Source organism: Pseudomonas sp. H3_C08, assembly GCF_054669455.1.
The window spans coordinates 4,570,979-4,585,851 of the sequence record NZ_CP162803.1 but is presented as its reverse complement, the minus strand read 5'-3'; the positions used below and the strand labels follow the sequence as shown (position 1 = coordinate 4,585,851).

Here is a 14,873-nt window from a genome sequence, read left to right as displayed (position 1 = left end):
TGGATGGCCTGGGCTTAAGGATAGTTGGGAATTCGGGAGGTAAAGGCGAGATACGTAATTAGTTGTGGCAAGACCGTTCGTCTGCCAGCGCGGGCCCACGGCAGCCGGGGCCTGCGCGTGACAAAAAAATTATTCGGCGGTGCCTTGCGCAGTTTCCGCAGGATAAGTCGTACGCCACAGCTCGAAGCCGCCGTCCATGCTGTAGACGTCGGAGAAGCCTTGGCTGATCAGGTAGGCCGCAGCACCCTGGCTGGAGTTGCCGTGATAGCAGACGACGACGGTCGGCGCATCAAGGTCAGCGCCTTGAATGAAAGCGTGCAGGGAATGGTTGTCCAGATGCTTCGAGCCGCTGATGTGCAGGGCGGCGAAAGTCGCCGGGTCGCGCACGTCGACGACGACAGCACCTTGTTCACGCAGGGCCTGGGCCTGTTCCGGGGGGATTCGTTTGAATTCGCTCATGGCGGGTTCCTGTTGCTCGGCTGAAAGCGCAGTCTAACGCGGTGCGCTGACTGGCGAAGTTTCGGGGATAAGTGGTGCGACAGTTGGTGCGAGTCCGCCGTGTTCGTCGCATTTGCACGACAGCCGTTCGCCGCTGTCGATATTCATCAGGGTCAGGCTGCCGCCCCAGACACAACCGGTGTCGAGCGCCGAGATACCTGGCTCATGGATATTGCCTTCGAGTGCCGCCCAGTGGCCGAAGATGATGCGCAGGCCTTTGGTCTTGCGATCCTTGTGCTGAAACCACGGTTTATATCCGGCGGGTGCTGTGTCGAGGCCTTCCTTGCTCTTGAGGTCGAGTTTGCCTTCGGTGGTGCAGAAGCGCATGCGGGTGAAGTAGTTGGTGATGACGCGCAAGCGAGTCACGCCTTTGAGATCGTTGTCCCATTTCGCCGGATCGTTGCCGTACATGCCGTCGAGGTAGGCGAGCAGCATGTTGTCGTCTCGCAGGGCCGTTTCGACTTCGGCGGCGCACTTCAGTGCGCGGCTCAGCGACCATTGTGGTGGTATGCCGGCATGCACCATGGCGATATCGCGTGTCTCGTCGTAATGCATCAGTTTCTGCTGGCGAACCCACTCCAGCAGTTCGGCGCTGTCTGGCGCATCGAGAATCTCGCGCAGGGTGTCGGACTTCTTTAAACGCTCAATGTTCTTGGCCGCAGCCAGCAGGTGCAGATCGTGGTTGCCCAGCACGCAGACCAGCGATTCACGCATGCCATACAAAAAGCGCAGAGTTTCCAGTGATTGCGGGCCACGGTTGACCAGATCACCCACCAGCCATAGCCGATCGAGTTTCGTGTCGAACGCTACTTGCTTGAGCAGGCACTTGAGCGGCTCAAGGCAGCCTTGCAGGTCGCCGACGGCATACGTCGCCATCAGTGCAGGGCTCCGGGCACCGCCAGGCGGAAAGGTTTGATGATGGCGTCGAAATGTTTGCCGTCGTCGGCAACCATTTGGTAAGTGCCTTGCATGGTGCCGACCTTGGTGGTCATCACTGTACCGCTGCTGTAGGTGTGGCTTTCGCCGGCCTCGATCAGCGGTTGTTTGCCGACCACGCCAGCGCCGCGCACCTCCTCTACATGGCCATCACCGTCGGTGATCACCCAGTGCCGCGAAAGTAGCTTGGCCGGGATGGCGCCATTGTTCTGCACAGTGATGGTGTAGGCGAAGGCGAAGCGGTCGTGCTCGGGTTGCGATTGGTCTGCCAGATAGCGGGTGACGACGCTGACATCGACCTGGTAACGGGAATCGGACATGCAAGAGGCCTTAAACGAAGCGGAACGCGGGGCGTAGCTGATGGGGATTCAGTCTAGGCAAGTATCGGGCAGTAAACCAGAGTGGCGTCCTGCCCGATAGCGTTCATCGTTTATCAGTCGGCGGCGGGGGAGGCCGGGACTTGTACCGCGAGCTGGTCGGCCAGACGTACGAACGCGGCCAGATCCAGTTGCTCCGGACGCAAGCTGCCATCGACGCCGGCGGCTTCAATCTCGGCATTGCTGAGCAGTTGCTTGAGGGTATTGCGCAAGGTCTTGCGGCGTTGGTTGAACGCTTCGCGCACAACGCGCTCCAGCAGCTTGTGATCCTTGGCCGGGTGCGGCAGTACGGCGTGCGGCACCAAGCGGACGATGGCCGAGTCGACCTTCGGCGGCGGGTTGAACGCGCCCGGGCCAACGTTGAACAGGTGTTCCACACGGCAATGGTACTGAACCATGATCGACAGGCGACCCCAGTCACCACCGCCAGGACCTGCGGCCAGACGCTCGACCACTTCTTTCTGCAGCATGAAGTGCATGTCGCGAATGATGCCGGCATTGTTCAGCAGGTGAAAAATCAGCGGCGTGGAGATGTTGTACGGCAGGTTGCCAACCACACGCAGGCTGTTTGGCGCGGCGTTGAGCGTGTTGAAGTCGAACTTCAGTGCATCGCCCTGATGCAGATTGAAGTTGTCCTTGCCGGCAAACTGCTGGTTGAGGATCGGGATCAGATCCTTGTCCAGTTCCACCACGTCGAGTTGTGCGCCGGAGGACAGCAGGCCGGCGGTCAGTGCGCCCTGGCCCGGGCCGATTTCCAGCAGGCGGTCTTCAGACTTGGCGCTGATGGAGCGCAGGATGCGGTCGATAACGCCGGCATCGTGCAGGAAGTTCTGGCCAAAGCGTTTGCGCGCCTTGTGTTGGTATTGCTCGGTCATAAACGGGTCTCGGCCATCTGGTAGGCGGTTTCCAGGGCGACTTGCAGGCTGCCGGTGTCGATCTTGCCGCTGCCGGCCAGATCGAGGGCGGTGCCGTGATCGACCGACGTGCGGATGATCGGCAGACCCAGGGTCACGTTGACGGCAGCGCCGAAGCCTTTGTACTTAAGCACAGGCAAACCCTGGTCGTGGTACATCGCCAGCACTGCGTCGCAGTGCTCCAGATATTTGGGGGTAAACAGAGTGTCGGCAGGCAGCGGGCCACGAAGGTCCATGCCCTCGCCGCGCAGGCGCTCTAATGTCGGTTCAATGATGTCGATTTCTTCATGGCCCAGGTGGCCGCCTTCACCGGCGTGCGGGTTGAGTCCGCAGACCAGGATGCGTGGCTGGGCGATGCCGAATTTGTGTTGCAGGTCGCTGTGCAGAATCCGCGTCACGCGCTCCAGCCGTTCTGGTGTGATTGCGTCGGCAATCTCGCGCAGGGGCAGGTGAGTGGTGACCAGTGCCACGCGCAAACCACGCGTGGCGAGCATCATCACCACTTGGGCGGTATGAGTCAGGTCGGCGAGGAATTCTGTGTGCCCGGAAAAGGCGATGCCGGACTCGTTGATCACGCCTTTGTGCACAGGCGCGGTGATCATTCCGGCGAAATCACCGTTCAGGCAGCCATTGCCGGCGCGGGTCAAGGTCTCGAGGACGAATGCGGCGTTGGCTTTGTCCAGTTGCCCGGCAACCACGGGGGCGCTGAGCGGCGTATCCCAGACATACAGGCTGCCTGCGGGCGCCGGAGCGTCCGGCCAGTGATCAGGCGCAACATCCAGCAAAGTGACGGCCAGCCCCAGCTGCGCGGCCCGCTCAAGGAGCAAGTCGCGGCTGGTGATGGCAATCAGGGGATGTGGCTGGGCTTGCGAGGCGAGCAGCAGGCACAGGTCGGGACCGATGCCGGCTGGTTCGCCGGGTGTCAGCGCGAAACGCTTGGGTTTCACTGCGCTGCCTGGTCTGCACCAGGGAGTTTGATCTCTACGTACGCTTCGTCACGGATCTGACGCAGCCAGGTTTGCAGCTCTTCGTCGTATTTGCGGTTACGCAGTACGGTCATGGCTTGCTGCTCGCGGGCCTGTTCAGTGCTGTCAGTGGCGCGACGGCCAAGGACTTCCAGAACGTGCCAGCCATATTGAGTCTGGAATGGCTTGGACAGCTGACCTTGTGGGGTCTTGGCCATCACTTCGCGGAATTCCGGTACCAGTGCGTTCGGGTCGATCCAGTTCAGGTCGCCGCCGTTGAGCGCCGAACCCGGGTCTTCGGAATAGCTTTTCGCCAGAGTGGCAAAATCTTCACCGGCCAGAATGCGCTCGTACAAGGATTGAACCAGTGCCTTGGTCTTCGCTTCATCGCGAATCGGGCTCGGCTTAACCAGAATGTGACGTACATGCACTTCATCGCGCATCTGCGCTTCGCCACCACGTTTTGCCAGCAGCTTGAGGATGATGAAACCACCCGGCGTGCGTGCAGGTTGCGTGATGTCGCCAACAGCCATGCTGCTCAACTCGCGGTCGAACGGCGGAGGCAGTTGCGCGGCTTTACGCCAGCCCATGTCGCCGCCTTCCAGTGCGTTGTCGCTGCCGGACTTGGCAACGGCCATCTGGCCGAAGTCAGCGCCTTGCTTGAGTTGCTGGTAAACCTCCATGGCCTGACGGGCAGCGTTCTGAATCGCTTCAGAGTTGGCGCTTTCCGGCGTCGGGATCAGGATGTTGGCCAGGTGCAGCTCTTCGGACAGTTGCATCTTGCCCAGGTCGGAGGCGAGGAAGTTCTTCACTTCCTGCTCGGAGACCTGAATGCGTTCTGCCACGCGGCGTTGACGTACGCGGCTGATGACCATTTCGCGTTTGATCTGGTCACGGGCGTCGTCGTAGGACAGGCCGTCGCGAGCCAGAGCAGCACGGAACTGCTCAACCGACATGTTATTGCGCTGGGCAATGGTGCCGACCGCCTGGTTCAGTTCTTCATCGGTGATGCGGATGCCGGAGCGTTCGCCGATCTGCAGTTGCAGGTTTTCGACGATCAGGCGCTCAAGCACCTGTTGATCCAGTACGCCAGGAGGCGGCAGGCCGCCACCACGCTTGGCGATGGTCTGCTGCACTTCGTGGACGCGCTGGTCCAGTTGGCTCTGCATGACCACATCGTTGTCGACGATCGCTACCACTTTGTCGATGGATTGAACTGCGGCGTTCGCCGCAGTACCCAGGAACAGCGCGCCCAGCATCAGCGGGCGCAGACAATCAGAAAGCTTGGTCTTCACGTTCACGATAACCTTGAATGCCTTTGTCGAGGAAGCTCTCTACCTTGGCGCCAGTGAGGCCGCCGAGTCCCTTCAGAACAATTTGGAGGAAGACGCCATGGTCGCCTTTTTCGTTTTGCGGAGCTTCCTGGCTGAACTCGTCATAGGAAACCCAGTAACGGTTGATCAGGCGCAGTTTCCAGCAGCAGTTGTCGTACTCGAAACCACCGAAGGCTTCCAGGGTACGGTTACGGTTGTAGTCATACTGCCAGCGGCTGATCGCGTTCCACTGTGGAACGATCGGCCAGATGACCGAGAAGTCATGCTGCTGGATCTTGTAGTAGTCCTTCACGTAGCCAGGCTGGCCAGGGGTGCCGTAGTCACCACCGCCCACCGACCATTTACCGGTGTTCTGGTCGTAACGAACCTGGTCATTGCGATAGCGATAGCCGGCGTTGATAACCTTGTTCGGGTTGTCTTCAGGCTGGTAGTGGAACATCGCGCTGCCGGAACGTGGGCTGCGGCTGTCCGGATCCCAGTTGTAGTCGGCCGTGGTGCGCCAGTCGCGGTTCCAGCGGTATTCGTATTCCAGTGCATATGGCGAAACGTTGGACTTCGCATCGTCACGGGTTTTGGCGTCGATACCTGGCAGTTGAACTTCGCGATCCTTGAAGTACAGAGCCTGGCCGACACTGATGCGTTGACGTTCGAAACCGTCGTCTTCGATCCAGCGGCTGGTCACGCCCAGCGACAGCTTGTTCTCGTCGCCGACACGGTCGGAGCCGGAGAAACGGTTGTCGCGGAATAGCGAGGCGTAGTTGAAGGTGTATTCGCTGGTGTCGAATACTGGAATATCTTCCTGATTCTCCTCAGGTACATAGAGGTAGAACAGTCGCGGTTCCAGTGTCTGACGGTAGTTCTTGCCGAAGAAAGACGTATTGCGGTCGAAGTACAGACCGCTGTCGATGCTGGCAATTGGTACGCCACGGTTCTGGTTACTGCCGAACTTGCCGCCTACGTAATCAGTACCTGCCGCAGCTGCGGCATTTTGCTGATCAACGATTTGGGATTTGCCGGTACCGTCCAGATCCAATTGATACTGGGTGTACTGGTACTTGAGCGACGGCTTCAGGAAGCCATAAGTCCAGTTCATTGGCAGACTGACACCAGGCTTCAGGTTCAGACGGTCGCCGTTAGCGCGTGCAAGGCCTTGAACGTTGTTGTCCAGTCTAGACTCAGTCGTAATACCGTCTTCCTGAGTGAAAGTGCCGGTTTTCAGATCACGATCAAACCGGACAAGCTCGGTCTCGTAGTCGAAGTTCAGACCTTCCGGGTGATATGGCAGCTGACCATTGAAGGTGATCTGCGGCAGACGGCCATACGGCGTGATGTTGGAAACGGTTGCCAACTGGTACTGCTGCGCATTCAGGCGGGCGGTGTAGCTGTCGCCACGGTAAGTGATCGCGCCCTGCTGGTTCACGTAGTCACTGCTTTTCACGCCAATCTGATCAGTCTGCAGATCCTGGAAGTAATAAGGATCGCTGATCTTGGTGTAGTCGACTTCGGTGAGCACGCGGGAGTCGAGACCGCCCTTGTGCTGCCAGTTGTACATGTAACGGGTTTTTTCGTAGTCGGTCTGCTTGCTGCGCTCGGTATCGTCATCGTTCAGATACGCCGCACCAAACTGACCTTCACTCGACTTGGTCAGGTAACGGAATTCGCCTTCCACCAACATGCCACGCTTGCTCATGTAGCGCGGGTACAACGTGGCATCGTAGTTCGGCGCCAGGTTGAAGTAGTACGGGGTGACCAGCATGAAGCCGGTATCGCTGCCGCTGCCAATGGTCGGCGGCAGGAAGCCCGACTGGCGACGGTCGTCGATCGGGAAGTAGATGTACGGCGTGTACAGAATCGGAATGTCTTTAACGCGCAGCGTCACGTTGGTCGCGGTACCGAAGCCGGTGGCCGGGTTCAAGGTGATGTTGTTGCCCTTGAGCTGCCAGGCGTTGCTGTTCGGTTCGCACGTGGTGTACGTGCCGTCCTTCAAACGGATGATCGCGTTCTCGGCACGCTTGGCGTACAGCGCGTTACCGCGGATACGCGATTTGTGCATCACGTATTCGGCGTTGTCGACCTTGGCTTCACCGGTGTCGAGCTGCACATCGGCGTGGTCGCCGACGATCAGCGCGCCGTTGTCGCGGATACGTACATCGCCATTGAGTTCGGCGCGGCTCTCGGCCTGATACAGGCTGGCCTCGTCGGATTCGACCTGCATGCTGCCCTGACGCAGGACAACATCACCGGCCAGCGTACCGACTTGATCATCGGTGTTATAGCGCGAGGCTTTTGCGCCGATAAAGGTCGGAGCATCGCTTTTGTTCGTCTTGTCATTCATGCCAGGACGAACCGGTTCGATGTAGGCACCAGAGCAGTAAGGCCCGGTCTCGGCCAATTGAGCGGCGGTGAGCTTCTCGCGCGGAACCCAGTCGAGGTGACTGAAGTCTTCGCTACGGGATTTCAAACCGCGGCCCTTGGCTTCGGTGACCAGCGCCGTTTTAGGCGCTGTGTCGGCAGCCGAACCGTTCTCGGTCGCCGCTTCGCCCGTAGCACTGACGGCACTGCCGTCATGCACTGGACGCGGCGGCAACGCAGCAGCGGTTGATTTGGGCGCACAGGCCCAACCACCCGAAGCCGAGACGGAGCAGTCATACTGCTCGGCGGCAACAACGAATTGACTGGCCAGAGGTTGCATAGCCAGCAGACTGCCGGTTACCAACAACGGAAATTTTTTACGAAACGCGGGGGATTTCAATGCCATCTTATTAGTCCGGGCTTCCTGCGTGCCATCTGCCCGCGGTGTGGGCCGCACGCCTCTCGATGGTCTGAAAAAGATGCTGGATAATAAAGCATGACCCGCTTGACGGCTAGCGCCGTCGGAGACCCTTGCAATGCCTGACCAAGATGTACGCTTGCAACACCTGAAAGTTTGGCTCGATGAGCAGTTGGCAATCCTGTTTGCAGATCAGGGCTGGGGCACCGTGCCCCCGGCCACGTTGACTGCGGCCAGCAGCGACGCGAGTTTCCGCCGTTACTTCCGCTGGGAAGGCGAGGGGCGCAGCTTCGTCGTGATGGACGCACCGCCGCCCCAGGAAAACTGCAAACCGTTCGTGGATATCGCTTTTTTGCTGGCGAAATCCGGAATAAATGTGCCGAAAATTTATGCCGAGGACCTCGAGCGCGGATTTCTTTTGCTCAATGACCTGGGCAACCAGACCTATCTCGACGTGATCGATGGCGAAAATGCCGACGCATTGTTCGCCGATGCCCTGCAAGCGCTGCTGGCTTTTCAGCAATTGCCGATGGTTGCACCGTTGCCGAGCTACGACGTTGCCTTGCTGCGCCGTGAGCTGGAACTGTTCCCCGAGTGGTATGTGACGCGTGAACTCGGTGTCGAATTTGATTCGACTCAGCAACAGCAGTGGCAGCAGGTTAGTGATCTGCTGATCGACAGCGCACTCGCTCAACCCAAAGTGCTGGTACACCGCGACTACATGCCACGCAACCTGATGCTCAGCGAACCGAATCCCGGCGTGCTGGATTTCCAGGATGCGGTTTATGGCCCGGTGACCTACGACGTGACCTGCCTGTTCAAGGACGCCTTCCTCAGCTGGCCCGAAGAGCGCGTGCGCGGCTGGCTGGAAAATTACTGGCAGCAAGCTTTGGCGTTGAACATTCCAGTGCAGCCGGACTTCGAAGACTTCCTGCGCGCCAGCGATCTGATGGGCGTGCAGCGTCATTTGAAAGTTATCGGCATCTTCGCGCGCATTTGTCATCGTGATGGCAAGCCGCGTTACCTGGCCGACGTGCCACGTTTCTTCTCCTATATAGAAGCGGTGATTGCGCGTCGTCCTGAATTGGCCGAACTGCAAGCGCTGTTCACCAGCCTGCGGGGTGGAGCAACAGCATGAAGGCAATGATTCTGGCGGCAGGCAAAGGCGAGCGGATGCGTCCGCTGACCCTGACCACGCCGAAACCACTGGTGCGTGCCGGCGGTGTTCCCTTGATCGAATATCACCTGCGCGCCCTCGCGGCCGCAGGATTCAACGAGATCGTGATCAACCACGCCTGGCTCGGTCAGCAGATCGAGGATTATCTGGGTGACGGTTCGCGATTTGGTGTGAGCATTCAGTACTCGCCCGAAGGCGAGCCACTGGAAACCGGCGGCGGGATTTTCCGGGCGCTGCCGATGCTTGGCGATGATGCGTTCCTGGTGGTCAACGGTGATATCTGGACCGATTATGACTTCAGCGTCCTGCACCAGCCGATCAACGGACTCGCGCATCTGGTCCTTGCGGACAACCCGACGCATCACCCGAACGGTGATTTCACGTTGGCCGACGGCCAGGTGATCGATGGCCAGCCTGATGCTGCAACCCTGACCTACAGCGGCATCGCTGTGCTGCATCCGCAACTGTTCGATGGCTGCGTCGACGGCGCGTTCAAGCTGGCACCGCTGCTGCGCAAAGCCATGGCGGCTGGCGAAGTGAGTGGCGAGCGCCTGAAAGGGCACTGGGTCGATGTCGGTACGCATGAGCGTCTGGCTGAAGCTGAAACATTGATAGAAGCGAGTCGCTGACATGTTGTGGCCAGGGACTCTGATTGGAGCCGGAGCGGGATTTGCAATCGCCAGCATTCCGGGGGCCATGCTTGGGGCATTGTTGGGGCAGGCGCTGGATCGGCGTCTGCACTTGCAGAGCTGGGGACACTTGCGGGAAAAACTCGGCGGTCGGCCGATGCTGCGCAACGACGAACTGTTGTTTGTGTTGCTCGGGCGTCTGGCCAAGAGTGATGGTCGGGTTACCGACGGGCATATCCAGCAGGCGCGCAACGAGATGCGTGCGCTGGAGATGAGTGAGCCGGCAACGCGCCGCGCCATCGCGGCATTCAACCGTGGCAAGTCTGAAAATGACAATCTGCGCGGTTATCTGCGGCGCTTGAGCGCGCAGCCCCATGCGGCCGAGGGTGTCTTGCGTGCGTGCTGGCGGATGGTCTGGGCCGATGGTCGTGCTGGCGTCAGCGAGCGTGAATTGTTGGCGCAGTGGGGCAAATGGCTGGGCTGGACAACGCATCAGGTGCAGGCGCTGGCCAGTGATTACGAACCGGGCAAGCGTCCGATCGTCAGTGCTGCAGTGAGCTATCAGGAGGCGATGCGTTTATTGGGCGTGTCGGCCTCCAGTGAACCGGCGCAGATCAAACGGGCCTATCGGCGCCTGCTCAGTCGTCATCATCCGGACAAGATTGCCGGAACGGGGGCGACGCCAGCGCAGGTGCGTGAAGCGACTGATAGAACCCGGGAGCTGCACAATGCTTACACGTTGATTCGTGAGCGGCGGGATTTTCGCTAGTCGTTAGAGCTGTGTTGGCGGTGATGGCACCTTCGCGAGCAGGCTCGCTCCCACATTGGATCTGTGCACACAATCCATTGTGGGAGCGAGCTTGCTCGCGAATGCGGGCGACTCGGTCTTATTCGGTCAGTCCATGTTCTGCGGATTCAACCAGCCACGCACCCGACGGAACAACTGTTCCTGCTCAGCCTTGCTGTCTGGCAAAGCTCTGAGCGCCACTTGGCTGAACGCCGAAGTCTTCAAGCGCTTGCTCGCCTGCATGCGCTCCAGCGCGGCGTTGCGATCCAACGGCTTGTCCATGTAGAAAATATCTGCGGTCGGCAGCTTCAGCGTTGGCGTCAGCTCGGCCAGTGGCGGTTTGGCCTTGGCTGGCATCTGCGCATCGACCATGACGAACTTCTCTACCTGCGCGGTTTGTTTCTCGCCCAGGTATCGCGCGGCCCAATAGGCGCCAGTGCCGTGTCCGAGCACGACAATGCTGCGTGCGCTCTGCTGTTCGGCGTAGGCAATCGCGGCGTCGATGCGCGCGAAGATGCGTTCGGCGTCAGCCTTGGATTGTTCTTCAGTGGTTTCGGCGACCACTTGATCCGCCACTTCGGCTTCACCGCCAGCGGCTTGTTCAATTGGCTGCGCGGTGGTGGAGTCCTTGCTACCCGACTCCGGTGCTTTCGGCGCAACCGGCGCTTCAACCACGCGCGGTGCGATGGCGTCGCTTTGCAGGTCGGGCAGGGTGATACTCAGGCTGCTCCATTTTGCATCCGGCAGTTTGCGCCGCAATGGGCCGATTGCCTGCGGCCAGTCAGCGGTTTCGCCGGCGCCAGGGATGATGATCACCGCGCCTTTGGGCTCGGCGGTGTTGGCCGGTTTCCACAGGGCGAGGAAGCTGTCGCTGCCGGCCTGCAATTGTTGCTGTTCTTGCGCCGGGACTTTACGTTCCAGTGCGGCGGCCTCTTCCTGACTACGCTCTAGCAGTGGCTGGCGTTCGGCCGGTTTTTCTTCTGCCGGTTTTTCCGCCGCAGGAGTGGGGTCGGCGGCGTTGACGGAAAACGCACAGGGCAGGATCAGCGACAGGCACAATGCTGGCATTGCCAGGCGGTAAACAGAGGGCATCGGTTATTCCAGGCCAGAAAGTATCCCGGCAGCCTAATGGGTTGGTCAGAATTTGTCAGTGTATGAGACTTCAATGAAGCGATTTTGCTGCCTGTGGGTTATCGGCTGTTTGTGGTTTCCCTTGATGGGCTGGGCGGCGCCTGCGCCCCCGGCCCACGTTGCGCAATTGTCGGCGGGCCAGCAGCAATGGCTGGCGCAGCACAATGAACTGCGCGTGGGTCTGGTCCTGCAAGCACCGTATGCGCAATACGACCGGCGTTTGCAGCGGCTGTCCGGGGCCAATGTCGAACTGATGAAGTTGTTGGCCAAGACGCTCAATGTCGAACTGAGCTGGCGTAACTTTCAGGATCTCGCACAACTGGAAACCGCCGTGCGCGAGGGCGAGATCGATATCGCTCCGGGCCTGAGTCAAACCCCGAGTGCGTTGCGTCTGTGGCAGTTCTCCGATCCCTACATGCGCGTGCCGCAACTGGTGGTCAGTGATCAGAAGGCCAGTGGCGTGATCGATCTGGAGAAACTCGACAGCCAGGTCCGCGTCGCCGTGCGCATGCCCAGCAGTACTGCCGATTACCTGCGCAGCAACTATCCACATCTGAACCTGCAAGGCGTGCCGCTGGAGCGTCAAGCCTTGCAGTTGCTGTTGACGCAGCAGGCTGCCTACGCCGTGGTCGACGAGGCACAACTCGGGCGGTTGTCGGTAGAGCCGGAGTTCGCCGAACTGGTGGTGGTCGGCGATATCGGCCTGCCGCAACTGCTGCGAGTCGGTTCGCGCCGTGATTGGCCGGAGCTGGCCGGTATTGTGCAAAGTGCTTTGCGCGCGATTCCGGCCAAAGATCTGGAGCAACTGCACAACCAATGGCTGCAACCGAAATACCCGCGACTGTCGGAGTCGCCCGGCTTCTGGCAGAACCTCAGTCTGTTGTTTGCGGTGATGCTGCTCAGTTGTGTCGCGATCGTGTTCTGGCAGCGCCGCCAACAGCATAGCCTGGAGCAGCGATTGCTGGCCGCCCGGGAAGACATCGCCTTGCGCGCGGCCAGCGAAGAAGCGCTGCGGTTGACGCAGTTCTCCATCGATCAAAGCACCGTCGGCATCCTCTGGGTCAACTGGGACAGCCATGTGCGCTACGCCAATCGCGCGGCGGAAAACATGCTCGGTTACCCCTCAGGCGGGTTGATCGAGCGTCCCCTGATCGACTTCGAGCCGGGGCTGCACATGGATCGCTGGCTCAATCTGTGGAAGCGCGCGCGGGCCAGCGAAGAAGGGCCGCTGAGTTTCGAAACCAGTTGCGTGCGCGCCGACGGCAGTGTTTTGCCCGCGGACGTGTCGCTGAGTTTCCTGCGCTTTCGCGACAGCGAATACCTGGTGGTTTACCTCACCGATGTCACCGAGCGCCGCCGGGCTCTGGCGGCGTTGCAGGAAAGCGAGGCGCGTCTGCAAGGCATTGCGGCGAATGTGCCGGGGCTGGTGTTCCGTCTGGAGCGGGCGCCGGTGACCGGGCAGATCGACTTTGCCTATATCAGCGAGGGCAGCGAAAGTCTGGTCGGCTATGCCCCGGCCGCCATTGCCCATCGCGACATGGGCCTGCGCAGCCTGGTGCATCCCGACGATAAGGCGAGTTATCACCGCACTCAGGATCAGGCGCTGGACACCGACAGTGACTGGTCATGGCAAGGCCGGATCCTCACGCGCCAGGGCGAGCAGCGCTGGGCCGAGATCAAAGCGATCACCCGGCAACTGGAGGACGGCGCATATGTCTGGGACGGCATCGTCTGGGACATCAGCGAGAGCAAGCGTATCGAGCTGGAACTGGCGGCCTCCCGCGAGCAATTGCGTGAACTGTCGGCGCACCTTGAAAGCGTGCGTGAAGAAGAGAAGGCGCGAATTGCCCGCGAGGTTCACGATGAATTGGGGCAGATGTTGACGGTGCTGAAACTGGAAACATCGATGTGCGAACTGGCCTACGCGCAACTCGATCCCGGTCTGAACGAACGGTTGAACAGCATGAAGCGCCTGATCGCCCAGTTATTTCAATTGGTGCGTGATGTGGCGACGGCGCTGCGACCACCGATTCTCGATGCCGGGATTGCGTCGGCAATCGAGTGGCAGGCGCGGCGCTTCGAGGCGCGTACGCAGATTCCGTGTCTGGTGCAGGTGCCGGACAATCTGCCGGCGCTCAGTGATGCCAAGGCGATTGGCCTGTTCCGGATCTTGCAGGAGGCGCTGACCAATGTGATGCGCCATGCCCAGGCGCATACTGTGGAACTGACGCTGGCACTGGAGGGCGACGAATTGTGCCTGACGGTCAGTGATGATGGCGTAGGATTTGCCCCCGCTGGCGGTCGGCCGACTTCGTTTGGTCTGGTGGGCATGCGCGAACGGGTGCTGATCATGGGCGGGAGGTTGACGCTGGAGACTGAGCCGGGGGAGGGCACCAGCCTGGTGGTGCGGGTGCCGGTGAGTGAGGTTTGAAAATTTGTGGTGTTTGGGCTGACGCTATCGCGAGCAGGCTCGCTCCCACAGGGATTGGTGTGTACCTGAAATCTGGAGAAAAGATTTGATCCGTGTACTGGTAGCCGAAGACCACACCATTGTCCGCGAAGGCATCAAGCAATTGATTGGCCTGGCCAAGGATCTGCAAGTGGTGGGCGAGGCGAGCAATGGTGAGCAACTGCTCGAAACCCTGCGCAATGTGCCGTGCGAAGTGGTGCTGCTCGACATCTCCATGCCCGGGGTCAATGGCCTCGAAGCGATCCCGCGCATCCGTGCTCTGAACAATCCGCCAGCGATTCTGGTGCTGTCGATGCACGACGAAGCGCAAATGGCCGCACGCGCGCTGAAGGTGGGCGCGGCCGGGTATGCGACCAAGGACAGTGATCCGGCGTTGTTGCTCACCGCCATTCGCAAGGTCGCGGCCGGTGGGCGTTACATTGATCCGGATCTGGCGGATCGCATGGTCTTCGAAGTCGGCCTGACCGATGCGCGGCCGCTGCATTCTTTGTTGTCCGAACGCGAGTTCTCGGTGTTCGAACGCTTGGCCCAAGGCGCCAACGTCAATGACATCGCCCAGCAACTGGCGCTGAGCAGCAAAACCATCAGCACCCACAAGGCGCGTTTGATGCAGAAACTCAACATCACCTCGCTGGCCGAACTGGTCAAGTACGCGATGGAACACAAACTCCTCTGATCAGCACTGTTCCCCTGTGGGAGCGAGCCTGCTCGCGAATGCGGTGTATCAGTCACAGAATGAGTTGAATGACCCACCGCTTTCGCGAGCAAGCTCGCTCCCACAGGGTTCTTTGTTCAGCTCTCGATGTGCGCATATCCATTAACGACAGGCGCTTTTGCTTGTTCTTGCAGCCTGCAACTCAACCCTCGCCACTGCCTTATCCATTA

At 60.0% G+C, this 14,873-nt stretch carries 13 protein-coding genes; 5 read left to right on the top strand and 8 right to left on the bottom strand.

The window, feature by feature from the left end; translation table 11 throughout:
* Positions 1–129: 129 nt before the first annotated feature.
* The 7 genes from glpE to AB4N74_RS20995 all read right to left on the bottom strand — a co-directional run bounded on the left by glpE (position 130) and on the right by AB4N74_RS20995 (position 7,782).
* Positions 130–459, bottom strand: a complete 330-nt coding sequence (glpE, locus tag AB4N74_RS21025; RefSeq protein ID WP_016983139.1) for a thiosulfate sulfurtransferase GlpE — start codon at positions 457–459, stop codon at positions 130–132.
* Between the two features lie 33 nt (positions 460–492).
* The gene (locus tag AB4N74_RS21020) at positions 493–1,374 is read right to left on the bottom strand and encodes a symmetrical bis(5'-nucleosyl)-tetraphosphatase (protein WP_460097103.1); all 882 of its coding nucleotides are present in this window, start codon (positions 1,372–1,374) and stop codon (positions 493–495) included.
* Entirely contained in the window at positions 1,374–1,754 is a 381-nt protein-coding gene (gene apaG / locus AB4N74_RS21015) for a Co2+/Mg2+ efflux protein ApaG (protein WP_099757326.1), read from the bottom strand. Before apaG ends, AB4N74_RS21020 begins: the two co-directional genes overlap by 1 nt.
* Before the next feature lie 113 nt (positions 1,755–1,867).
* Entirely contained in the window at positions 1,868–2,686 is an 819-nt protein-coding gene (gene rsmA / locus AB4N74_RS21010; protein ID WP_093441939.1) for a 16S rRNA (adenine(1518)-N(6)/adenine(1519)-N(6))-dimethyltransferase RsmA, read from the bottom strand.
* Complete coding sequence (gene pdxA, locus AB4N74_RS21005; protein WP_093441935.1) at positions 2,683–3,672, bottom strand: 4-hydroxythreonine-4-phosphate dehydrogenase PdxA; 990 nt, start codon at positions 3,670–3,672, stop codon at positions 2,683–2,685. Before pdxA ends, rsmA begins: the two co-directional genes overlap by 4 nt.
* Positions 3,669–4,985, bottom strand: coding sequence for a peptidylprolyl isomerase SurA (surA, locus tag AB4N74_RS21000; protein ID WP_147307367.1), 1,317 nt, complete (start codon positions 4,983–4,985; stop codon positions 3,669–3,671). Before surA ends, pdxA begins: the two co-directional genes overlap by 4 nt.
* Entirely contained in the window at positions 4,966–7,782 is a 2,817-nt protein-coding gene (locus tag AB4N74_RS20995) for an LPS-assembly protein LptD (protein ID WP_460097100.1), read from the bottom strand. Before AB4N74_RS20995 ends, surA begins: the two co-directional genes overlap by 20 nt.
* A 130-nt stretch (positions 7,783–7,912) precedes the next feature.
* On the opposite strand from AB4N74_RS20995, the gene AB4N74_RS20990 reads away from it, so the two are divergent.
* Genes AB4N74_RS20990 through AB4N74_RS20980 form a run of 3 tightly spaced genes read left to right on the top strand, consistent with a single transcriptional unit; the run spans position 7,913 to position 10,369 of the window.
* Positions 7,913–8,932: an aminoglycoside phosphotransferase family protein gene (locus AB4N74_RS20990; protein ID WP_099757323.1), complete on the top strand. Its 1,020-nt coding sequence runs from the start codon at positions 7,913–7,915 to the stop codon at positions 8,930–8,932.
* Positions 8,929–9,600, top strand: coding sequence for an N-acetylmuramate alpha-1-phosphate uridylyltransferase MurU (gene murU / locus AB4N74_RS20985; protein WP_093441923.1), 672 nt, complete (start codon positions 8,929–8,931; stop codon positions 9,598–9,600). The genes AB4N74_RS20990 and murU overlap by 4 nt, the downstream gene beginning before the upstream one ends.
* A 1-nt stretch (position 9,601) precedes the next feature.
* Entirely contained in the window at positions 9,602–10,369 is a 768-nt protein-coding gene (locus AB4N74_RS20980; protein ID WP_093441918.1) for a TerB family tellurite resistance protein, read from the top strand.
* Positions 10,370–10,495: 126 nt separating this feature from the next.
* On the opposite strand, the gene AB4N74_RS20975 is transcribed toward AB4N74_RS20980, so the two are convergent.
* Positions 10,496–11,479, bottom strand: coding sequence for an alpha/beta hydrolase family protein (locus AB4N74_RS20975; protein ID WP_093441912.1), 984 nt, complete (start codon positions 11,477–11,479; stop codon positions 10,496–10,498).
* A 73-nt stretch (positions 11,480–11,552) separates the two neighbouring features.
* On the opposite strand from AB4N74_RS20975, the gene AB4N74_RS20970 reads away from it, so the two are divergent.
* Both AB4N74_RS20970 and AB4N74_RS20965 read left to right on the top strand, forming a co-directional pair.
* Positions 11,553–13,949, top strand: coding sequence for a PAS domain-containing sensor histidine kinase (locus tag AB4N74_RS20970; protein ID WP_460097097.1), 2,397 nt, complete (start codon positions 11,553–11,555; stop codon positions 13,947–13,949).
* An 85-nt stretch (positions 13,950–14,034) separates the two neighbouring features.
* On the top strand, positions 14,035–14,664 hold the full coding sequence (locus tag AB4N74_RS20965; protein ID WP_093441901.1) for a response regulator: 630 nt from the start codon (positions 14,035–14,037) through the stop codon (positions 14,662–14,664).
* Positions 14,665–14,873 lie beyond the last annotated feature (209 nt).